The 21631-nt window shown below is 66.9% G+C and carries 25 protein-coding genes; 20 read left to right on the top strand and 5 right to left on the bottom strand.

Annotation, left to right across the window (positions count from 1 at the left end):
* Positions 1-88: 88 nt before the first annotated feature.
* From HS053_RS10730 to HS053_RS10710, 5 genes are all read right to left on the bottom strand, one after another.
* Complete coding sequence (locus tag HS053_RS10730) at positions 89-958, bottom strand: lysophospholipid acyltransferase family protein (RefSeq protein ID WP_174211245.1); 870 nt, start codon at positions 956-958, stop codon at positions 89-91.
* 21 nt (positions 959-979) lie between these two features.
* Complete coding sequence (locus HS053_RS10725) at positions 980-1876, bottom strand: DMT family transporter (protein ID WP_174211244.1); 897 nt, start codon at positions 1874-1876, stop codon at positions 980-982.
* Between the two features lie 95 nt (positions 1877-1971).
* A complete protein-coding gene (locus HS053_RS10720) occupies positions 1972-5307 on the bottom strand; it encodes an efflux RND transporter permease subunit (RefSeq protein ID WP_174211243.1) in 3336 nt (1111 codons plus the stop codon).
* Between the two features lie 10 nt (positions 5308-5317).
* Positions 5318-6496: an efflux RND transporter periplasmic adaptor subunit gene (locus HS053_RS10715; RefSeq protein ID WP_174211242.1), complete on the bottom strand. Its 1179-nt coding sequence runs from the start codon at positions 6494-6496 to the stop codon at positions 5318-5320.
* Positions 6496-7122 carry a TetR/AcrR family transcriptional regulator gene (locus HS053_RS10710; RefSeq protein WP_174211241.1) on the bottom strand — a complete coding sequence of 209 codons (627 nt, stop codon included), beginning with the start codon at positions 7120-7122 and terminating at the stop codon, positions 6496-6498. The genes HS053_RS10715 and HS053_RS10710 overlap by 1 nt, the downstream gene beginning before the upstream one ends.
* 223 nt (positions 7123-7345) lie before the next feature.
* Here HS053_RS10710 and fabF point away from each other — a divergent pair, with 223 nt between their 5' ends.
* The 20 genes from fabF (at position 7346) to HS053_RS10610 (ending at position 21628) form a co-directional block, all read left to right on the top strand.
* A complete protein-coding gene (gene fabF / locus HS053_RS10705) occupies positions 7346-8605 on the top strand; it encodes a beta-ketoacyl-ACP synthase II (protein ID WP_174211240.1) in 1260 nt (419 codons plus the stop codon).
* Between the two features lie 2 nt (positions 8606-8607).
* On the top strand, positions 8608-9783 hold the full coding sequence (gene mltG / locus HS053_RS10700; protein WP_174211239.1) for an endolytic transglycosylase MltG: 1176 nt from the start codon (positions 8608-8610) through the stop codon (positions 9781-9783).
* Between the two features lie 97 nt (positions 9784-9880).
* The gene (locus tag HS053_RS10695) at positions 9881-10744 is read left to right on the top strand and encodes a M91 family zinc metallopeptidase (RefSeq protein WP_174211238.1); all 864 of its coding nucleotides are present in this window, start codon (positions 9881-9883) and stop codon (positions 10742-10744) included.
* A gap of 7 nt (positions 10745-10751) precedes the next feature.
* On the top strand, positions 10752-11396 hold the full coding sequence (locus tag HS053_RS10690) for a hypothetical protein (RefSeq protein WP_174211237.1): 645 nt from the start codon (positions 10752-10754) through the stop codon (positions 11394-11396).
* 142 nt (positions 11397-11538) lie between these two features.
* A complete protein-coding gene (locus HS053_RS10685; protein ID WP_174211236.1) occupies positions 11539-11865 on the top strand; it encodes a hypothetical protein in 327 nt (108 codons plus the stop codon).
* Positions 11813-13147 (top strand): DNA-packaging protein, encoded by a 1335-nt coding sequence (locus HS053_RS10680; RefSeq protein ID WP_174211235.1) that lies wholly within the window; start codon positions 11813-11815, stop codon positions 13145-13147. The genes HS053_RS10685 and HS053_RS10680 overlap by 53 nt, the downstream gene beginning before the upstream one ends.
* Positions 13148-13372: 225 nt before the next feature.
* Positions 13373-14554 (top strand): phage portal protein, encoded by a 1182-nt coding sequence (locus HS053_RS10675; RefSeq protein WP_174211234.1) that lies wholly within the window; start codon positions 13373-13375, stop codon positions 14552-14554.
* Entirely contained in the window at positions 14551-14799 is a 249-nt protein-coding gene (locus tag HS053_RS10670; RefSeq protein WP_174211233.1) for a GTA head formation protein, RCAP_rcc01685 family, read from the top strand. The genes HS053_RS10675 and HS053_RS10670 overlap by 4 nt, the downstream gene beginning before the upstream one ends.
* Positions 14800-14804: 5 nt before the next feature.
* Entirely contained in the window at positions 14805-15368 is a 564-nt protein-coding gene (locus HS053_RS10665; protein WP_458358893.1) for an HK97 family phage prohead protease, read from the top strand.
* A gap of 38 nt (positions 15369-15406) precedes the next feature.
* On the top strand, positions 15407-16603 hold the full coding sequence (locus HS053_RS10660; protein WP_174211231.1) for a phage major capsid protein: 1197 nt from the start codon (positions 15407-15409) through the stop codon (positions 16601-16603).
* Positions 16604-16738: 135 nt separating this feature from the next.
* Positions 16739-17335 carry a head-tail connector protein gene (locus HS053_RS10655; protein WP_174211479.1) on the top strand — a complete coding sequence of 199 codons (597 nt, stop codon included), beginning with the start codon at positions 16739-16741 and terminating at the stop codon, positions 17333-17335.
* Positions 17332-17670 (top strand): head-tail adaptor protein, encoded by a 339-nt coding sequence (locus tag HS053_RS10650; RefSeq protein WP_174211230.1) that lies wholly within the window; start codon positions 17332-17334, stop codon positions 17668-17670. Before HS053_RS10655 ends, HS053_RS10650 begins: the two co-directional genes overlap by 4 nt.
* Positions 17667-18065 carry a DUF3168 domain-containing protein gene (locus HS053_RS10645; RefSeq protein WP_174211229.1) on the top strand — a complete coding sequence of 133 codons (399 nt, stop codon included), beginning with the start codon at positions 17667-17669 and terminating at the stop codon, positions 18063-18065. The genes HS053_RS10650 and HS053_RS10645 overlap by 4 nt, the downstream gene beginning before the upstream one ends.
* A gap of 17 nt (positions 18066-18082) precedes the next feature.
* Positions 18083-18496 (top strand): phage major tail protein, TP901-1 family, encoded by a 414-nt coding sequence (locus tag HS053_RS10640; RefSeq protein ID WP_174211228.1) that lies wholly within the window; start codon positions 18083-18085, stop codon positions 18494-18496.
* Positions 18496-18816 carry a gene transfer agent family protein gene (locus HS053_RS10635; protein ID WP_174211227.1) on the top strand — a complete coding sequence of 107 codons (321 nt, stop codon included), beginning with the start codon at positions 18496-18498 and terminating at the stop codon, positions 18814-18816. Before HS053_RS10640 ends, HS053_RS10635 begins: the two co-directional genes overlap by 1 nt.
* Positions 18813-19055, top strand: coding sequence for a rcc01693 family protein (locus tag HS053_RS10630; RefSeq protein WP_174211226.1), 243 nt, complete (start codon positions 18813-18815; stop codon positions 19053-19055). The genes HS053_RS10635 and HS053_RS10630 overlap by 4 nt, the downstream gene beginning before the upstream one ends.
* On the top strand, positions 19012-19665 hold the full coding sequence (locus HS053_RS10625) for a phage tail tape measure protein (protein WP_174211225.1): 654 nt from the start codon (positions 19012-19014) through the stop codon (positions 19663-19665). Before HS053_RS10630 ends, HS053_RS10625 begins: the two co-directional genes overlap by 44 nt.
* A 12-nt stretch (positions 19666-19677) precedes the next feature.
* Positions 19678-20310, top strand: coding sequence for a DUF2460 domain-containing protein (locus tag HS053_RS10620; protein ID WP_174211224.1), 633 nt, complete (start codon positions 19678-19680; stop codon positions 20308-20310).
* Positions 20307-21197 (top strand): baseplate hub domain-containing protein, encoded by an 891-nt coding sequence (locus HS053_RS10615; protein ID WP_174211223.1) that lies wholly within the window; start codon positions 20307-20309, stop codon positions 21195-21197. The genes HS053_RS10620 and HS053_RS10615 overlap by 4 nt, the downstream gene beginning before the upstream one ends.
* Positions 21194-21628: an NlpC/P60 family protein gene (locus tag HS053_RS10610; RefSeq protein WP_174211222.1), complete on the top strand. Its 435-nt coding sequence runs from the start codon at positions 21194-21196 to the stop codon at positions 21626-21628. The genes HS053_RS10615 and HS053_RS10610 overlap by 4 nt, the downstream gene beginning before the upstream one ends.
* Positions 21629-21631: the final 3 nt, after the last annotated feature.

Raw genomic sequence — 21631 nt, 5'->3', positions numbered from 1 at the left:
CTGCCCTGCGGCAATTGAGGCGGACCAAGGGGGACGAGCCAAATTCGTTGCAACGAATTTGCAAATTTCTTGGAAGAAATTTGGGGCCTTACTTCCAGCGGCGGTGAATCCAGAGCCATTGTTCGGGGTAGCGGCGCACCAGCGCCTCAAGGCTGTCGTTCAGGGCCTGGGTCATGGCTTCGGGCGGGCCGGGGGGGATCGGCGGTTCCACCACGATCTGGAACGAAAGCCCGTCCGGCTGACGGATGCCATAGGTCGGGATCACCAGGGCGTCATATTTCAGGGCCAGTTCCGCGGCCGACAGGGCCGTCAGCGCGCGGTGGCCGAAAAAGGTCAGTTCGGCGCCGTGGCGCATGTGCTGGTCGATCAGCAGGCCCAGCATCCCGCCGCCGCGCAGATGGCGCACCATTTCGGCAAGGCCACGCTTGCCCCGGGGGAAAAGCGGCGTGCCTATGGCCGAGATCGCCGCAACATAATGGCGGTTGAAGGCGCGGTTCTTCATCGGGTTATAGAGCGCGCCCACACGGAAGCCGCGGGCGATAAGGGCCGCCCGGCTGGCGTCGTAATTGCCGAAATGGCCGGTGACCAGCACCACCGGGCGGCCTTCGCGGTGGGCAGCCTCCAGTATGCCCACCCCGGCGCCGGTCAGCGGCAGGCCGGCGGCGCGGGCGGTGAAGGCCGGGCCGGAGTAAATCTCGATCAGGGTGCGGCCCACATTGTCGGGCACGGCGCGGGTGATGCGGGCGACCTCGGCCTTGGGCAGGTCCGGCAGGATCAGCGCCAGATTGGCGCGGATGCGGCGGCGGTAACCGGCCACCGGCGCTACCAGATGCGCCATGACCCAGCCGCAGAGCGGCACCCGCCAGCGATAGGGCAAGAGCAAAAGCCCCCGGATCAGGCCAAGGATCACGGCATTCTCAAGCCGGTCGCGCAGCGAAAGGGGGGCTGTGTCGTCCATGGTTTCGGCTGAACTCCCGGCTCAACGCTCGGCGCGGCGGGCGGCCACGGTTTCGCGGTGCCAAACGTAAAGACCCGCCGTCACGATCACAAGCGCGCCGATCACCGTCCAGAAATCCGGCCATTCGCCATAAAGCACGATGCCCCAGAAGGTGGCGCAGAGGATGCCGGCATAGGCGAAGGGCGCCACAACCGAGGCTTCGGCCAGCGAGAAGGACCGGATGATGCAAAGCTGCGCGCCCGACCCCAGAAGGCCGATCACGGCAAAACGGATCAGGTCCAGCCCGGTGATCGGCTGCCAGACGAACGGCAACGCCAGCCCCGCCGCCACCGTGCCGAACAGGGCGGCGTGCAGAAGCGAGGTCCATGGCGGTTCGCGGCTGCCGATATGGCGGGTCAGAAGGGCGTTGCCGGTATAGCAGACCGCGCAGGCCAGCGGCAGCAGGGCGGCCGGACTGAACACGCCCGCGCCGGGGCGGATCACGATCAGCGCCCCGATCAGCGCCGCGATCACCCCCAGAAGCCGCCGCGGCCCCAGACGCTCGCCCAGAAACAGCGCGGCGCCAAGGGTGATCAGCACCGGGTTGATATCGGTCAGGGCGGTCGCCTCGGCCAGCCCGATATAGCCCAGCGAGACGAAGAAGAACGAGGTCGCCCCGAACTGGCAGGCCGAGCGGACAAGATGGGCCCACGGGTGCTGCGTGCGCAGCGCGGGCATCACCCGGCGCGGCCCCAAGAGCAGCGCCACCACCAGCGCCTGTCCGGCAAAGCGGGCCCAGATCACCTGCGGCGCCGGATAGCGTGCGATCAGCCCCTTGGCCAGCGCATCCATCGCGGTGAAAAGGACGATGGCGGCGAGCATCAGAAGGATGCCCCGGCGGGTGTTGGCCGCCGATAGCGGTGCAGAAGCGAGGGTCATGTCGGGCCTTGAAACGGGCGCTGAATTGCACCGATGGCAAAATGCGGCGGGGCGCGGCGCCCTTCATGGCGCCGCGCCCCGCCGGGTGCAAGCGGTTACTCGGCGGCGCGCAGGTCGCCGGGACCGGCGAGCGGACCATTGCCCGGGGCCAGCCGCGCCCGCAGGTCGGACTGGTCGGCGGCCAGAAGCGCGATCCGTTCCGCCAGAACCGAGGCTGCGGGTTCGTCGGGTTCTTCCTCTTTCTGGCCGACCACGCGGCTGAAGATCAGCCCCAGAAGCCGCGAGAAATCGTCCATGATCAGGTAGAAGGACGGCACGATCACCAGCGACAGAACGGTGGACACGATGATGCCGCCGATCACGGCCGTGGCCATCGGTGCGCGGAAGGCGCCGCCTTCGCCCACCCCCAGCGCCGAGGGCAGCATCCCCGCCGACATGGCGATCGAGGTCATCACGATGGGCTGGGCGCGCTTGTGGCCAGCCTCGATCACCGATTTCACCCGGTCCATGCCGCGCGCCCGCATCTCGATGGCAAAGTCGATCAGCAGGATGGCGTTCTTGGTCACAATGCCCATCAGCATCAGAATCCCGATCAGCACCGGCATCGACAGCGCCGAATTGGTCAAGAGCAGCGCCGCCGCCACCCCGCCGATGGCCAGCGGCAGCGAGAACAGGATGGTGAAAGGCTGGATCACCGAACCGAAGAGCAGGATCAGCACCGTCAGCACCAGAAGCAGGCCCAGAAGCATGGCCTGACCGAAGCTGGCGAAAAGTTCGGCCTGAATTTCGGCATCGCCCGATTCCTGCAACCGGGCAGAGGCGGGCAGTTTCACCGTCTCGGCCACTTTCTTGAAGTTTTCAGAAGCGGTGCCAAGGGCGACGCCCACCGGCAGGTTGGCGCCGATGGTGGCGCGGCGTTCCTTGTTCAGCCGCTTCACCGTCGAGGGGCCTTCGCCGATGCGCACATCGGCCACCGTCGAAAGCGGCACCTGCGCGCCGGTGGCGGTGGTCAGTTTCAGGTTGGAGATGCGCGACAGGTTTTCGCGGCTGGCATCATCCAGCCGGACCCGCATCGGGATCAGCCGGCTGTCGATGGAGATTTTGGCCAGTTGGGCATCGACATCGCCGATGGTGGCGACGCGGACCACCGAAGCGATCTGTTCGGTGGTGATGCCCAGCCGGGCCGCTTCGTCCATACGCGGCACGATCTGGATTTCGGGGCGCGGCAGGGCGCCTTCCGAGGCGACATCGGCCAGGGTGGGTTCCTTGCGCAGCGCCTCTTCCAGCGCGGCCACGGCGCCATTCAGGTCGGCCTCGTTTGCGGCTAGGATCGAGTAGGAGATGTCCCGCTCGCCCCGGTCGTTGAGCTTGAAGGCGCGGATGTCGGGGATCACGGCGAGGCGGCGGAAAATCTCGGCCTCGATCAGGTTCTGCGGCACCGTGCGGCCCTTGTTCTCGACCACGGGAACCAGCGCGCCGATCAGGGGAATGCGGCGGCCCAGCTCGGACAGTTTCAGCGTCAGCCGCGGGTCCAGCTTGACCAGCGAAACGGTGATGGCGGCGCGGCGGGTGTCAAGGTCGCCGGTGGGCGAGGTGCCGCCAAGGACGAAGATGTTCTCGATCCCTTCGATGTCGCGGATCACCTTGACCATTTCCTGCGTGGTGCGGTCGGTTTCCTCGAGTGTCGAGCCGGGGGGTAGTTCGACCGAGACGGAAATGCGGCTGACATCCTCGGGCGGCATGAAGCTGCCGGGAACCTGCAGCATGGCGCCGACCGAGATGATCACCACCACCACCGCGACGACGAGGGTGACATAGTAGCGGCCCAGCCGGATCGGCAGCCGCCGCCCGGCGAGCGGGATCGAGCCGAAGCGCCAGGTGCCGGTGGTGGCCTTCACGAAAGCCATATAGCCGCGCATGAAGCGCCCGTCGCGGTGGCCATGTTCGGTGCCGGCGTCCTTGGCGCTCATCAGATAGGCGGCCATCATGGGCGTGATGAGACGCGCGACCAACAGAGAGAACATCACGGCGATGGCCACGGTCAGGCCGAATTGCCGGAAATACTGGCCCGGAATGCCGGGCATGAACGACACCGGGACGAAGACCGCGATGATGGTGAAGGTGGTGGCGATCACCGCAAGGCCGATCTCGTCCGCGGCGTCGATGGCGGCGCGGTAGGGGGTTTTGCCCATGCGGATGTGGCGGGTGATGTTCTCGATCTCCACGATGGCATCATCCACCAGAATGCCGGTGGCCAGCGTCATCGCAAGGAAGGACACGAGGTTGAGCGAGAAGCCGATCATGTCCATCACCCAGAAGGTGGGGATGGCCGAGAGCGGCAGCGCCACGGCGGAAATCAGCGTGGCTCGCCAGTTGCGCAGGAAGGCCAGCACCACCAGAACCGCCAGCAGCGCGCCTTCCAGCAGGGTGTGGATGGCGGCCTCGTAGTTGCCATAGGTGTAGAACACGGTTTCATCGACCAGATTGATCGACACCCCGGGGTTCTTGGCGCGCAGGTCGTCCAGCACCTTGTTGACCGTTTCGGCCACCGACACCTCAGAGGCGCCCTTGGCGCGGAAGACGGCAAAAGTCACCACTTGTTCGCCGTTCAGCCGCGAGAAAGAGCGCAGTTCCTCGTAGCTGTCCACCACCTGACCGAGTTCGGACAGTTTGACAAAGCGGCCCGAGGGCAAAGCGATGGTGGTGGCGGCCAGTTTCGCCACCGTTTCGGCATCGCCGAGGGTGCGGATGGCCTGTTCGCCCTCGCCCAGTTCCGACCGGCCCGCGCCCATGTTCTTGTTCGTCGCGCGCAGTTGCGCGTTAACGGTCGAGGCGGTGATGCCGTGGCTTTCCAGCTTGACCGGGTCGAGCAGGATCTGAATCTCGCGGTCGGCCCCGCCATAGCGTTCGACCTTGCCCACCCCGGCGCGGCCTTGAAGCGCACGTTTCACGGTGTCATCGACGAACCACGACAATTCTTCAAATGTCATGGCGGGGGCGGTCACGGCAAAGCTCATGATCGCCTGCCCCTCAACGTCGATGCGGGTCACGCTCGGGGTTTCGACATCGGCAGGCAGATCGCCCGCGATGCCGTCGATGGCGTCCTTGACGTCCTGCACCGCCTTGTCGGTGGTGACCTCCATGCGGAATTCTATGGCGGTGGTCGAAACCCCGTCAGAAATGGTCGAGACGATGTTCTTGACGCCGGTGATGCCGGAAACGGCATCCTCGACCTCTTTGGTGACCTGGGTTTCCATCTCGGCGGGGGCGGCGCCCGATTGTACCACGGTCACGGCGACCAGAGGCACGTCGATATTGGGAAACCGGGTGATCGGCAGCGAGTTGAAGCTTTGCCAGCCCAGAACGAGCAGCATCACGAAGGCCAGCAGCGGCGCGACCGGATTGCGGATGGACCATGCAGAGAAGTTCATCGCGGTTGCCTCAGTTGCTGGCGGCGGGGACGGGGTTGATGCGGTCGCCGTTGCGCACGAAGGCCCCGGCCTTGGTCACGATCTGGTCGCCTTCGGACAGGCCCGACACGATTTCCACCCAGCCGCCATCGCGGATGCCGGAGGTGATCTCGACCCGGGCCACGGTATCGCCATTGACCTTCATCACGGTGGTCATGCCATCGGTGGCGCCGACGGCGGTGACGGGCACGGCCAGCGCCTCATGCTCGGCGATGGTGATGGCGGCTTCGGCGAACATGCCGGCGCGGACAGTCTCGGACGCGTCCACCACGATGCGGACCCGGCCAAGCCGCGAGGCGGTGTCGATGGTCGGCTCGACCAGCCGCACGGTGCCGGTCAGCGGTGCGGCGGCCCCCGAGAGGGTCAGCGTCGCCTTTTGGCCGGGTGCGAGGCGCAGAAGGTCGCGCTCGGCCACATCGGCCTGCATTTCCAGCGCGCCGTCACGGATCAGGGTGAACATCGGCTGGCCTGCCGCCGAAGCGATGGCGCCGATACGGGCATTGCGGGCGGTGATCACGCCGGCCACCGGGGCGGTGACCTCGGTGCGCGACAGTTGCAACTCGGTGTTGGCGGCCTGCGCCTCGGCCAGGGTCTGGTTGGCGCGGGCGCTTTCCAGCGCCTGACGCGCCACGGCCACGCCGGCATCGGCGGAAGTCGCGGCAGCGGCGGCCTGATCGGCGGCGGCCTGGCTGGTGGTGCCCTGCGCCTGCAACTTGGCGGTGCGGTCGGCCACGCGGCGGGCTTCGGCGGCGGTGCTTTCGCTTTCGATCAGGCCGGCCTCGGCCTGGGCCACGGCGGCCTTGGCGGCGGCGACGGTGGCGGCCAACTGGCTGCGTTGCAGTTCAAGGGTGGACACCGACAGCCGGGCCAGAACCTGACCTGCGGTGACCGTATCGCCCACATCGACCAGAAGCGCCTCGATCTGCTGGCCTTCGATCAGGGGCGCAACCTGCACCTCTTCGATGGGCGCGATCAGGCCGGAAGCCAGGACGATATCGGTCAGATGCCGCTTGCCCACGGTTGAAACGGTGATGGCGGGCAGAACCTCGGCCACGGTGGCGGGTGCGGCTTCGGAGGCTTCGGCAAAAAGGGCGGTGGGGGCGGCGCCAAGCAAAAGGGCGGCGAGGGCGGGAAGAACGGCAATGCGCATCACGTCATGACTTTCGGTCTGGAGGCGGAAATCTCGTCAAGGGTCTGGTCGATACTACGCAGGATCAGCTCTGTCAGATGACCATGCAGGCGCGGATTGCCGGGTGCGATCATGCTGGAGGATTTGAACAGAACGATAATGAAGGCGGCATGGGCGCCGAATTGCTCATGCGAGGCTTTGGGTTCAAGGCCGGTTTCAGCGGCGAAAACCTGTGTCAGGTAGGACAGGATTTCGGCCTCCATGCGGCAGGATGCCTCGCCGATCTCGGGTTTGCGTTGGGCGGCGGCGGTGATTTCCGCCCAAAGTTTGCCGTCGTTGCAGTTCTGATGCTCGGGGATGCGGAGGTGCAACAGGCGGCGCAGCGCCTCGAGCGGGCGGGGGGCCGCGATGACGGCGGCAAAATCCCGCTCCATCTCGGCAAGGTCATGGGCGATCAGCGCTGCGACAATGGCCGCCTTGGAGGGGAAATAGCGGTAGAAGTTGCCCACGCTCATCCCGGCGGCGCGGGCGAGATCCTGCATGGATGCGCCATCGAACCCCTTTTCGGCAAAGGCGGTGCGGACAGAGGCAAGGATTTCGCTGCTGCGCTGTTCGGCAGCGGGGGGTGTGGCGGGGATATGAAGCATGGGGGATGTGGGAATGAACGTTCATTCACAGGCATGGCAAAGCCTGACCCCAAGGTCAAGCGTCATCTGTGGCGTCATCTGTGGCGGTGGGGCCATCTGATGCCGCAATGCCGCATCGGCGGGCAGAAGGCGGAATCGGGCGGCGCGGACGGGGCAAGGTTGCGTGGCCCTTGGGGGCCGTGTATCACGCGCAAATATGGACAGCGGCGGCTTTGGAGGCAACATGCGTCGGGTTGTGGTGACGGGTCTGGGGATGGTCACGCCATTGGCTTGCGGCGTCGAGGAAACCTGGAGCCGCCTTCTGGCGGGGCAATCGGGCGCGGGGCCGATCACGCGGTTCGATGCGTCCAATGTGGTGACGCAATATGCCTGCGAAATCCCGATGGGCGATGGCAGCGACGGCACCTTCAACGCCGATGACTGGATGGAGCCGAAGGACCGCCGCAAGGTGGATGATTTCATCCTTTACGGCATGGCGGCGGCCACGCAGGCGGTGCGCGATTCCGGCTGGGAGCCGCAGGACGAAGAAAGCCGCCAGCGGACCGGCGTGATGATCGGTTCCGGCATCGGCGGGCTGACGACGATTGCGGAAACTGCGGTGCTGATCAAGGAAAAGGGGCCAAAGCGGGTTTCCCCCTTCTTCATTCCGGGCAGCCTGATCAACCTGATCTCGGGTCAGGTTTCCATCCGGTTCGGTTTCAAGGGCCCGAACCATGCGGTGGTGACGGCCTGTTCCACCGGCGCCCATGCCATCGGCGATGCGGCGCGGCTGATCATGCTGGGCGATGCCGATGTGATGGTGGCGGGTGGCGCCGAAAGCCCGATTTCCGAGATTGGCATTGCCGGGTTCAACGCCTGCAAGGCTTTGTCCACCAAGCGCGCCGACGAGCCGCAGAAGGCCAGCCGCCCCTATGACGCCGACCGCGACGGCTTTGTCATGGGCGAGGGTGCCGGTGTGGTGGTGCTGGAAGAATACGAACACGCCAAGGCGCGTGGGGCGAAGATTTACGCCGAGGTGCTGGGCTATGGCCTGTCGGGCGACGCTTATCACATCACCGCACCGTCGGAAGATGGCGACGGCGGGTTCCGCAGCATGGCGGCGGCGCTGAAGCGGGCTGGGCTGGAACCGGCGGATGTGGATTACATCAACGCCCATGGCACCAGCACAATGGCCGACACCATCGAGTTGGGCGCGGTTGAACGGTTGATGGGCGATGCGGCGGCCAAGGCCACGATGTCTTCGACGAAGTCGAGCATCGGGCACCTTCTGGGCGCGGCGGGCGCGGTCGAGGCGATTTTCTGCGTGCTGGCCATCCGGGACCAGATCGCGCCGCCGACGATCAACCTCGACACGCCGGCGGTGCAGCCGAAGCTGGATCTGGCGCCGAACAAGGCGGTCAAGCGCAAGATTGACGTGGCGCTGTCGAACTCGTTCGGTTTTGGCGGCACCAATGCCAGCCTTGTGCTGGGCAAGGTGCGCTGAGGATGTGGCGGGCCATCGCCTCGAATGCGCTGACGCTGTTCATCGTCGGGCTGATCGTGCTGGCGGGGATTCTGGCCTGGGGGCGGCAGCAATACAGCGGGCCGGGGCCCTTGGCCGAGGCGATCTGCTTCAAGGTGGAAAAGGGCGCCAGCCTGAGCCAGGTCAGCCGCGCGCTGGCCGAGCAGGGCGCGGTCAGCGATGCGCGGATTTTCCGTATCGGGGCGGATTATTCGGAAAAGGCCGGCAGCCTGAAATTCGGCTCTTACCTGATCGCGCCGGGCTCTTCGATGGCGCAGGTGCTGGACAGTCTGACGGTGGGCGGGCAATCGACCTGTGGTCGTGAGGTGAATTTCCGCATCGGGGTGGCGGCGGCGGATGTGGTGCTGCGCGAGCTGGACCCGGCAACGAACCGCTATGTCGAAGTGGTGAAATTCGCCCCGGCGACCGAGGCGGCGCCGACCGAATATCTGGATGCCGCACAGGCGCCCGACCTGCGCTGGCGGATCACGCTGGCCGAGGGGGTGACCTCTTGGCAGGTGGTCGATGCACTGAAACGGGCGGATTTCCTGACGGGAGAGGTCAAGGCAGTGCCCGCCGAGGGCACGCTGGCCCCTGACAGCTATGAGGTGGAAAAGGGCAGCGACCGGGCGGCGCTGCTGGCCGAAATGGCGCGGCGGCAAGAGGTGATCCTGGCCGATCTTTGGGCTGCGCGGATGGATGGCCTGCCCTATGAGACGCCGCAAGAGGCGCTGATCATGGCCTCGATCGTGGAAAAGGAAACCGGCGTCGCGGAAGAGCGGCGCAAGGTGGCCAGCGTCTTCCTCAACCGGCTGGCGCAGCGGATGCGGTTGCAGACCGACCCGACGGTGATCTATGGCATCACCAAGGGCGAGGGCGTTCTGGGCCGGGGCCTGCGGCAAAGCGAGTTGCGCCGCGAGACACCCTATAACACCTATGTCATCGACGGGCTGCCGCCGGGGCCGATTGCCAATCCGGGGCGGTTGAGCATCGAGGCGGCGCTGAACCCCGAAACCACGGATTACCTCTACTTCGTGGCCGATGGCAGCGGCGGCCATGCCTTTGCCACCACGCTGGAGGCGCATAACGAAAATGTCGCCAAATGGCGCGCGATCGAGGCGGCACGAGGCGAAGAGCAAACCGGCGTTCAGGGCAACTGACCCCGCGCTGTCCCCGGCATCGGGGGCAGGTTTTCCATTCCTTGACCCGTGACAGCGCGGGGGCTAGCCTTCGGTCATTGAAGGTATGAGGATTGGGATGCCCGGATTTCCGGCCGCACGTCTGACGGACATGCACACCTGTCCGATCTGCATGGGGGCCACCCTGCCGATTGCGGGCGTGGGTGCGTTCACCGTGCTGATCGGCGGGCTTCCGGCGGCGCGGATGGGTGATTTCTGTGCCTGTGTGCCGCCGCCCATTCCGCCGGTCGATCCGATCATCATGGGGATTCCGACCATCCTGACCATGGGTCAGCCGCAGACCTTCATGGGGGCGCCGACGGCCAAGGGCGGGGTGATCCTGCCGCCCTGCTGTCCGACGGTGCTGGTGGGCTTTGTCGGGATGCCGCCGACGGTGCTGCCGGGGGGCATCATCGTGCAGGATGTGATGCTGCCCGATGGCTCGGTCGTGACCAAGGTCGGCGATGGCATCACCATCAAGGGCAGCGATGCCTTCCGCGCCAAGGTCGTGAATGATATCACGAAACTGGCGGGCACGCCGACCGGGCAGGGGCTGTTGCAGTCGCTGGGATCGTCGGGCAAGACGCTGACCATTCAGCAGGGCTCCCCGCCGGTGACGAGCTATGACGCGCCGATGGACCGCTTCAAGAAGGCCGATGGCAGTTCGGGGCCGGGCACCAATGCGACCATCACCATCACCGGCAATTCGGAAACGCTGGAAGACGGCTCGGAACCGTGGATGAACACCCCGTCCGAGGTGGTGCTGGGCCATGAGATGGTTCATGCCGAGCAGGCGCAGCGCGGCAACATCACGCCCGGCGTTACGAATGGCGTGAACAACCGCGAAACCGAGGCGGTGGGACTGCCGCCCTATGAAAACAACCCCTATACCGAAAACAAGATCCGGCGCGATCTGGGCTATCCCAAGCGGGAACGCTATTGATGGGGGAATGGATGTGGCAGCGATCACGCGGCGCGGTGTTCTGGCGGGCTTGCTGGTGGGCCTTGGGTCTGCGCGGGCGGCGGGGGGCGGCATGAACGGCGCGGATGCAAGGCTTGAGGTGCAATGGTCGCAGGAGGCGGGGGCGCTGATGCTGCGCTACCGGGTGGCCAATCCGGGCGCCGGGCGGCTGGTGGTGTTCGACCGGGTTGCCCTGCGTGATGAGGCGGGGCGGCGGGTGCCGGACCCGACCAGCGCCTGGGTCACTTTTGCGCCCGAGGGGGGGGCGGTGGTGGACAAGCTGGTGCCGGACATCCCCGACAGCATCGACGTGATGAGCCCGGAAATACCCTATGCCCGGCTGCTGCGCGCCGGAGAGGTGCTGGAAGGCCGTGCGGTGTTGCGTCTGCCGTTGCAGGAGCGCACGCCCTATGGGCTGCATGGCGCCGCGCCGGGGGCGCAGACCGCATGGGTGCAGGCCCGGATCGGCTTTGCCGCCTTGCCCGACCGCTGGGACGGCGAGCCGCAGGGCAAGGAGATGCAACTGCCCTGGGGGGAGCCGGCCTGGCTGATGCGCCATGCCTGGGCGCGGATGAACCAGCGGGTTCTGGTCAGCCCGCGGCAGGCGCTTGAGGTCAGCGTTCTGCAACCCTGACGGGAGTTCTTGACTTTCCGCGCGCTTTGCGGTAGATATTTGCCATGCTGGAAGAGATGGGCGAACGGCTCGGGGGCGCACCCCGCAGCCGTTTTTTCATTTCTCTCGTGCGGAGCAGGCATGAGGGCGGGTCAAGCAGGACATGACGATCAATTTCTCCACGGGAGAAGAGCCGCCAGACGCAGTTCTGGCGGAAACCGAAGGCTGGCTGGATGAAGCCGCGCAATCCATCGCCCTGACCTTGCGGGCCATCCGCTTGGGCGAGTTCGGACAGATCAAGGACGCCAAGGCGCATGTCCAGAATCTGCGCGCGGCACTTGATCTTTACATTGGTGAAAGGAACCGGGTTGAAAAACTCCGCAAACAGGTTGCCGGGGCTGTCGGAGCCTCCGGTCTCGACTTTGACGCCGCGCGGGATGAGATCGGGCGCCGCCTGGCTCGCCTCCGCGACGCCGGAGAAGGTGGATGAGTTTCTGGAGGGCCTTGGCGACAATGCGCTTTTGGCGCTGCCCTGGCTTTTCGAGTTCTGGGCGCTGCCGCATCAGTTGCCGCCCGAGGGGGCCTGGAAAACATGGGTGATCATGGGCGGGCGCGGTGCGGGCAAGACCCGGGCCGGGGCCGAATGGGTGCGCGCCGAGGTGGAGGGGGCGACGCCCGAGGCGCCCGGACGGTCGCGCCGGGTGGCGCTGGTGGGCGAGACGGTGGATCAGGTGCGCGAGGTGATGATCATGGGGGAGAGCGGCATCCTTGCCTGCTCCCCTCCCGACCGCAAGCCGGAGTGGCAGGCGACGCGCAAGCGGCTGGTCTGGCCGAATGGCGCGGTGGCGCAGGTCTATTCCGCCTTTGACCCCGAGAGCCTGCGGGGGCCGCAGTTCGATGCCGCCTGGGTGGATGAGCTGGCGAAATGGCCAAAGGCGCAGGAAACCTGGGATCAGTTGCAATTCGCGCTGCGGCTGGGGGAGAATCCGCGGCAGGTGGTGACGACCACCCCCGCCAATGTGGCGGTGCTGAAGGCCATTCTGAAGAACCCCTCCACCGTCTCCACCCATGCGCCGACCGAGGCGAACCGGGCGCATCTGGCGGCCAGTTTCCTTGACGAGGTGCAGGCAAGGTTCGGCGGCACCCGCAAGGGGCGGCAGGAATTGATGGGGGAACTGGTCGAGGATGTCGAAGGCGCGCTCTGGACCAGCGAGATGCTGGAACGGGGGCGGTTGGACCATCTGCCGGCCTTTGACCGCGTGGTGGTGGCGGTCGATCCGGCGGTGGGGGGCGCCGACGAATGCGGCATCGTGGTGGTCGGGGCCGTCACCAAGGGGCCGCCGCAGCACTGGAAGGCGGTGGTGATGGAAGATGCCAGCGTGGCGCGGGGGGCACCCGAGGTCTGGGCGCGGGCGGCACTGGCGGCGATGGAGCGGCACAAGGCCGACCGGCTGATCGCCGAAGCCAATCAGGGCGGTAAGTTGGTGGAATCCCTTATCCGCAATATCGACGCGCTGGTGCCCCTGCGGCTGGTCCATGCCGCCGTGGGCAAGGGAGCGCGGGCCGAGCCGGTGGCGGGGCTGTATGAGCAGGGCCGGGTGGGCCATGTGCGTGGGCTTCATGCGCTGGAAGAGCAGATGTGCCGGATGACGGCGCAGGGCTATCTCGGGCCGGGCAGCCCGGACCGGCTGGATGCGCTGGTCTGGGCACTGAACGAGCTGATCCTTGAGCCGTCGCGCGGCTGGCGGGCGCCGCAGGTGCGGGGGTTGTAGGATGGCGGATCGGGGGATGGGCAGATTGCCCATCCTACGGGGCCGCCAGAACGTAGGATGGGCAATCTGCCCATCCCGCTGGTGTGTTGCGTGTTAGCGTGGGGCAGCGTGCGCCCGGTTTACGCGGATTAGGGAACTGATCTCGTAGGGTGCCTTCATCAAGACCGGGGACGGGGCCGGCGGCGGGAAACGCCGCTGCCGGACCCGCAGGATGGAGAGCGGAGCATGGTGTTTGACTTCCTGAAACGCGCGGCCTCGGTGCCGGAAGCGCCCGAGAAAAAGGCGTCGGCCACGGGGCGGGTGGTGGCCTGGGGAACCTCGGGCCGGGTGGCGTGGAGCCCGCGCGATGCGGTCAGCCTGGCGCGGACCGGCTTTCAGGGCAATCCGATCGGCTTTCGGGTGGTCAAGCTGATCGCCGAAGCCGCCGCCGCGTTGCCGCTGATCCTGCAGGACCACGAGCGGCGCTATGAACAGCATCCGGTGCTGGACCTGATCCGCCGTCCGAATGGGGCGCAGGGGCGGGCAGAATTGTTCGAGGCGGTCTATGGCCACCTGCTGCTCTCGGGGAATGCCTATCTTGAGGCGGTGCCGGGTGCGGGCAAGCTGCCGGGGGAATTGCATGTCTTGCGCGCCGACCGCATGGCTCTGGTGCCGGGGGCCGATGGCTGGCCGGTGGCCTATGACTATTCGGTCGGCGGGCGGACCCACCGTTTTGACATGACGGCGGGTCTGCCGCCGATCTGCCATATCAAGACCTTTCACCCGCAGGATGACCATTACGGCTTTTCGCCGTTGCAGGCGGCGGCGGTGGCGATTGATGTGCATTCCAGTGCCAGCGCCTGGTCCAAGGCTTTGCTCGACAATGCCGCCCGGCCTTCGGGGGCCATCGTTTACAAGGGCGCCGACGGGCAGGGGCAGTTGACCGAAGATCAGTATGACCGGCTGGTCGGCGAGATGGAGGCGCATCATCAGGGCGCGCGCAATGCCGGGCGTCCGATGCTGCTGGAAGGCGGGCTGGACTGGAAGCCGATGGGCTTCAGCCCCAGCGACATGGAGTTCCAGAAGACCAAGGAAAGTGCGGCGCGCGAAATTGCCATCGCTTTTGGTGTGCCGCCGATGCTGATGGGGATTCCGGGGGATGCGACCTATGCCAATTATCAGGAGGCGAACCGGGCGTTTTACCGGCTGACGGTGCTGCCGCTGGTGCAGCGGGTCACGGCGTCGGTGTCGCACTGGCTGTCGGTCTTTTCCGATGAGGCGGTGGAGCTGCGGCCCGATCTGGACCAGATCCCGGCGCTGGCGGCGGAACGCGATCAGCAATGGGCCCGGGTGGGGGCGGCCGATTTCCTGACGCCGGCCGAAAAGCGGGTGCTGCTGGGCCTGCCGCGGCTGTCGGAGGAGGAATGAGCGTCAAGCGTCCCCCGGGGAGCGGGTCGCGCTTCCTTTTCGACAGTTTCGATGCGGCGGCGGCGCGGATCGAGGCCAATGAGCGGGTGGCCGAGGAACGCTGGAGCGCGCTGGACTGGCGTCTGGCGCAGATCGACGCGGTGCTGGAGCGGCTGGAAAAGCGCATCTGGCTGGGCGTTTACGGGGTGGCGGCCTTTCTTTTGGCCCAGATGGCCGAGACTCTGCTTTCGGCGGCGATGAGGTGATGACGATGCAGTGGAAGATGCAGGGCGCCCCCGAGCGCAAGTTTCATCAGCCCGAGGCGGGGCTGGTGCTGGCCGAGGGGCATGTGGTTTCGGGCTATGCCAGCTTGTTCGGCAAGCGCGATCAGGGCGGCGATGTCGTGCAGCCCGGCGCCTATGCCCAGAGCCTGAAGCGGCTGGCGGGGGCGGGGCGGGCGGTCAAGATGCTGTGGCAGCATGACCCGGCGCAACCCATCGGCGTTTGGGACGAGGTGCGCGAGGATGCGCAGGGCCTTTGGGTCAAGGGGCGCATTCTGGCGCAGGTGGACAAGGGCCGCGAGGCGGCGGCCCTCTTGACGGCGGGGGCGATTGACGGGCTGTCGATCGGCTACCGCACGGTCAGGGCGGAACGCGACGGCAAGGGGCAGCGCCTTTTGCAGGAGCTGGAGCTTTGGGAGGTGTCGCTGGTGACCTTCCCGATGCTTCCCGAGGCGCGGGTGGCGGCAAAGGCGAACACGCTGGAAGCCGACGTCTGGCGCAGTCTGGCGCAGGTCTTTGACGAGGCCCGCCGGGCATGGGCCGGGCCCGCGTAAGCGGCGGCCAATCACGATCAGGCACGAAGGATGGACGTATGACCGAGATGCAGTCTCGGGCCGGGGAAGCTTTGGCCCCTGCCCATGAGCCGGGGGCCGAGGCAAAGGCAGCCATGGCCGGATTTCTGAGCGCCTTCAACGGCTTTCAGATGGAAATGAAGAAATCGCTGCAACATCAGGAAGAGCGACTGAACATGCTGGACCGCAAGACCACGACCTATGCCCGCCCCGCGCTTTCCGGCGCTGCCGAGCGGGATGTTCCCCACAAGAAGGCCTTTGGCGCCTATCTGCGCTCGGGTGATGATGACGGGCTGCGCGGACTTGTGCTGGAAGGCAAGGCGATGTCGACCGCGGTTGCCGCCGATGGCGGTTATCTGGTGGATCCGCAGACGGCGGACAGCATCCGCTCGCTTCTTCTGTCGACGGCGAGCCTGCGGGCGGCGGCCAATGTGGTGCAGGTTGAGGCGGTGTCCTTCGACGTGCTGATCGACCGCAGCGAAATCGGCTCGGGCTGGGCCACCGAAACCGGCGCGGCCAGCGAAACCGCGACGCCGACCATTGAACGGATCTCGATCAAGTTGCATGAGCTGTCGGCGATGCCGAAGGCCAGCCAGCGTCTGCTGGACGACAGCGCCTTTGACGTCGAGGGCTGGCTGGCCGGCAAGATCGCCACCCGCTTCACCCGCGCCGAGGCGGCGGCTTTCGTGAACGGGGATGGTGTGGACAAGCCCAAGGGTATCCTCCTGCCGGCCAAGGTCGCCAATGCGTCCTGGACCTGGGGCAATCTGGGCTATGTGCCGACGGGTGCCGCTGCCGATTTCGCCACGACCAATGCCAGCGATTGCATCGTCAATCTGGTCTATGCGCTTGGGGCCGATTACCGCGCCAATGGCACCTTCCTGATGAACTCGAAGACGGCCGGTGCGGTGCGCAAGATGAAGGATGCCGATGGCCGCTTCATGTGGGGCGACAGCCTGCAGGCGGGCGAGCCGGCGCGGCTGATGGGCTATCCGGTGCTCATCCTTGAAGACATGCCGGATGTGGGGGCCAACACCTATCCCATCGCCTTCGGGGATTTTGCCGCCGGCTATACCATTGCCGAACGTCCGGATCTGCGCATCCTGCGTGACCCGTTCTCGGCCAAGCCGCATGTGCTGTTCTATGCCTCCAAGCGTGTGGGCGGCGATGTGACCGACTATGCGGCGATCAAGCTCTTGAAGGTCGCGGTCTCGTAAGGGACCGGGATGCCCGGCCTTGCGGGGCCGGGCAATGGGCGCGCGCCGGCCTTGCCGCGCCGTCTAGCTGCTCCCCTCCGTCCGAGCGGCGCGGGGCGCGCGTCCATGATGGGGCGATTGGAAAAGGATCAGGACATGATGCTGACGGAACTGACTTCGGTGCCCGGTGCGGCCCTGCCGGTGCAGGCGTTGAAGGACCATTTGCGGCTGGGCTCGGGGTTCACCGATGATGCCCTTCAGGATGGGCTGATCGAGAGCTATCTGCGGGCCGCGATGGCGGCGATTGAGGGGCGTATCGGCAAGGCGCTGATTGCACGGTCGTACAGGCTGACGCTGGAGGACTGGCGGCAGGGCAATGAACAGCCGCTGCCGGTGGCGCCGGTTTCGGCGATTGCTTCGGTGACGGTTTTTGATGCGGCCAATGCGGCGACGGTGGTTGCGGCGGACCGCTGGCGGCTGGTGGCCGATCTGGCACGGCCCAAGCTGGCGGCGGTGGGCGTGCTGCTGCCGGTGGTGCCGACCGATGGGCGGGCCGAGGTGGTGTTCACCGCCGGATTCGGCGCGGTCTGGTCGGCGGTTCCGGCCGATCTGGCGCAGGCGGTGCTGCTCTTGGCGGCGCAGTATTACGAGAACCGGCATGACGGCGGGCAGGCGGTGGGCTTGCCCAAGGCGGTGCAGGTGCTGATCGAATGCTGGCGCACAGTGCGGGTGCTGGGCGGGGGTGCGGCATGAGCGGTTATCGCCTGACGCGGGCGCTGGTGCTGGAAGACCCGCAGGAAGTGGCCGATGGCGCGGGCGGTTTCGGTGTGACCTGGGTCGCACTGGGAACGCTTTGGGCCGAGGTCAGGCCGGGGGCGGGGCGGGAAGCGGCGGGGGAAGAGGTGCTGGTTGCGACCACGCTGACCCGCATCTTCGTGCGGGGGGCGCCGGAAGGTTCGCCCCGCAGGCCCCGCCCCGAGCAGCGGTTCCGCGAGGGGGACCGGATTTTCACCATTCTGGCGGTGGCCGAGACCGACTCCGAGGGGCGGCATCTGGTCTGCCACAGCCGCGAGGAGGCGCAGCCATGAGCTATCACGCGGCGGCGGCCCTGCAGGCGGCGGTCTATCAGCGGCTGACGGGCTGGCCCGCACTGGCGGGGGTGCAGGTGGTCGATGCGCTGCCTGCGGGCAACCGGCCAGCAACCTTTGTGCTGCTGGGGCCGGAGGTGGTTCTGGACCGTTCCGACAAGACCGGAAACGGGGCCGAGCATCGCTTTGACATCAGCGTGATCAGCACGCAGGCGGGGTTTCTGGCGGCCAAGGAGGTGGCGGGCACGGTGTTTCTGGCGCTGGACGACGCGCCGCTGGCGCTGACCTCGGGGGTGCTGGTGTCGCTGGAGTTCCAGCGGGCCACGGCGCGGCGGCTGGGGGAAGGTGCCGCGCGGCGGATCGACCTGACCTTCCGCGCAAGGATTGATTTCTGAACAGAGAGGAGACGGCCATGGCTGTGCAGAACGGCAAGGATCTGCTGATCAAGGTGGACATGATCGGCGACGGGCAGTTTGAAACCATCGCGGGGTTGCGGGCCACGCGGCTGAGTTTCAATGCCGAGACGGTGGATGTCACCAGTCTGGAAAGTGCGGGCGGCTGGCGCGAGTTGCTGGGCGGCGCCGGGGTGAAATCGGCCTCGATTTCCGGCTCGGGCGTGTTCCGCGATGCGGCGACGGATGAACGGGCGCGGCAGATTTTCTTTGACGCTGAGATGCCGGATTTTCAGGTGGTGGTGCCCGATTTCGGCGTGGTCGAAGGGCCGTTCCAGATCACCGCCATCGAATATTCCGGCAGCCATAACGGCGAGGCGAGCTATGAGATGACGCTGGCCTCGGCGGGTGCGCTGACCTTCGTGGCGCTCTGATGGCGAACCCTTATGCCGGGGAGGTGGCGCTGTGGCTGGATGGCCAGCGCCATGTGGCGCGGCTGACGCTGGGGGCGCTGGCGGAACTGGAGGCGGCGCTGGAGGCGGGATCGCTGATCGAACTGGTGGAACGGTTCGAGGGGCGGCGGTTTTCCACCCGCGACGTGCTGGCACTGATCGTGGCGGGGTTGCGCGGCGGCGGCTGGAAAGGCGGCGCCGAGGATCTGCGCACGGCGGAAATCCGCGGTGGCCCGGTTGAGGCGGCGCGGGTGGCGGCGGAACTCTTGGCGCGGGCCTTTGCCTTGCCGGGCGAGGGATGAGCGGGCGGATCGACTGGCCGGGGCTGATGCGGGCGGGGCTTTGCCAGCTTGGCCTTGCGCCCGAGGCGTTCTGGCGTCTGACGCCGGTGGAATTGCGGATCATGCTGGGGGCGGAGGCGGCAGCGCCGCCCCTGACGCGGGCGCGGCTGGAAGAGCTGGCGGCGGCCTACCCGGACATCAGGAAGGATCGGGCGGATGGCGGAGATCGAAGAGATTCAGGACCAGATCGCGGCCCTTGAGGCGACACTGGGCGGCACTTCGGCGGTGGTCGGGGCGTTCGAGGGCGAATTGGCCCGGATGCGCGACAGTCTGGTCTTCACCGGGCGCGAGGTGAACGCGCTGTCGAGCGGCATCGGTGGCGGGCTGCGGCGGGCGTTCGACGGGCTGGTGTTTGACGGGATGAAACTGTCGGACGCGCTGAAGCGGGTGGCGCAGACGATGATCGACACGGTTTACAACGTGGCGATGCGCCCGGTGCAGAATGCGGTGGGCGGGGCGGTGGCGCAGGGGTTGGCCGGGCTGTTGGGCGGGCTGATGCCCTTTGCCAAGGGCGGCGCCTTTTCGCAGGGGCGGGTGATGCCCTTTGCCAAGGGGGGCGTGGTGTCGGCCCCCATGGCCTTTCCGATGCGGGGTGCGACGGGTCTGATGGGCGAGGCGGGGCCGGAGGCGATCATGCCGCTGGCGCGCGGGGCTGATGGTCGTCTGGGCGTGCAGGCCAGCAGTGGCGCGCGGCCGGTGACGGTGGTGATGAACATTCATACCCCCGATGTGCAGGGCTTTCAGCGCAGCCAGAGCCAGATTGCCGCGCAGGCGCAGCGGATGCTGGCGCGCGGCCAGAGAAACCGCTGAGGGAGCGACAAGATGGCCTTTCACGATATCCGCTTTCCCGCCAGCCTGAGTTTTGGGGCAGCCGGCGGGCCCGAGCGGCGGACCGAGATTGTCACGCTCGCCAATGGCTTTGAAGAGCGCAACACGCCCTGGGAGCATTCCCGGCGGCGCTATGATGCCGGTCTGGGCCTGCGCCGCCCGGATGACCTTGAGCAGGTGCTGGCGTTCTTCGAGGCGCGGCGCGGGCAGTTGCACGCCTTCCGCTGGAAGGATTGGGCGGACTGGCGGTCGTGCCGCCCGTCGCAGGCGATCGAAGCTTTCGATCAGCGGATCGGGGTGGGGGATGGGGTGACGCGGGTGTTTCAGTTGTCCAAACGGTATCGTTCCGGCGACGACAGCTATCTGCGCCCGATTGCCAAGCCCGTGGCGGGCACCGTTCTGGTGGCGATTGCCGATGACCCCAAGGTTGAAGGGCAGGAATTCAGCGTCGATCCGGCCACCGGGCTGGTGACGTTCACTGCGGCGCCGGACATCGGCGCGGTCATCACGGCGGGGTTCGAGTTTGACGTGCCGGTGCGGTTTGATACCGACCGGATCGTGATTTCGATGGCCTCGTTCAAGGCGGGGGAAATCCCGTCGATCCCGGTGGTGGAGGTGCGGCTGTGAGCGCGGATCGCGCGGGGCTGCTGGCGCATCTGGGCAGCGCGGCCACCTCGGTTTGCCGGTGCTGGGCCGTGGTGCGGCGGGATGGTGAGAGCTATGGTTTTACCGACCACGATCTGGACCTGAGCTTTGACGGCATGGTGTTTCGGGCCGCCTCGGGCATGACGGCGCGGGCGTTTCAGCAAACGACCGGGCTTGCCGTTGACAATTCCGAAGCGGTCGGCGCCTTGAGCGACGTGGCGCTGTCCGAGACCGATCTGGCGGCGGGCCGGTTTGACGGCGCCGAGGTGCGCTGCTGGCAGGTGAACTGGGCCGATCCGGTGCAGCGGATGATGCTGTTTTGCGGCCATTTCGGCGAGGTGACGCGCGCTGCGGGCAGTTTCCGGGTCGAGTTGCGCGGGTTGGCCGATGCGTTGAACCAGCCGCAGGGCCGGGTGTTCCAGACCGGCTGTTCGGCAGTGCTGGGCGATGCGCGCTGCGGGTTCCTGCTGAACCAGCCGGGATATACCGAAGAGGTGACACTGGCCGGAGTCTCGTCCGAGGGCGTTTTGCGGGTCGAGGGGGTGCAGGCGCTGGCGGCAGGCTGGTTCGAGCGGGGGCGGCTTGAGCTTCTGGACGGGCCGGGGGCGGGGCTGGTGGCGACGATCCGCCTTGACCGGGTCGCGGCGGGTGGGCGGCTGATCGAGCTGTGGCAGGCGCCGGGGGTGGCGCCGGTGGCCGGGCAGCGCGTGCGGCTGATGGCGGGCTGCGACCGGGCCGCCGCCACCTGCCGCAGCAAATTTGCCAATTTCGTGAACTTCCGTGGCTTTCCGCATATTCCGGGCGAGGATTGGCTGACCTCTTATCCCGTAGCGGGCAAGGTCAATGATGGCGGGAGCCGCCACGGATGATAGCGGGGGCCGAGATTGTCGCCGCCGCACGGGGTTGGTTGGGCACGCCCTATCTGCATCAGGCGTCATGCCGGGGGGGCGGCACCGATTGCCTTGGGCTGTTGCGTGGCGTCTGGCGTGAGGTTCTGGGCACCGAACCGGCGCCCATTCCGGCCTATACCGCCGACTGGTCTGAGGCCGAGGGGCGTGAGGATCTGCTGGCGGCGGCGCGGCTTTGGCTGTTGCCCGCCGGTGATCCTGCTGCAGGCGACGTCTTGCTGTTTCGGATGCGGGCCGGGGCGGTGGCCAAGCATCTGGGCATTGCGAGCGATACCGGCGATGCCCCCCGGTTCATCCATGCCTATTCCGGCCATGCCGTGGTGGAAACCGCGCTGTCAGCGCCGTGGCGCCGCCGCATTGCGGCGCGGTTCCGTTTTCCTGAAAGGGCCTGAGTG

This window comes from Tabrizicola fusiformis (assembly GCF_013328815.1).
Taxonomy (GTDB): domain Bacteria; phylum Pseudomonadota; class Alphaproteobacteria; order Rhodobacterales; family Rhodobacteraceae; genus Fuscibacter.
This window is presented reverse-complemented; position numbering and strand designations above follow the sequence as displayed.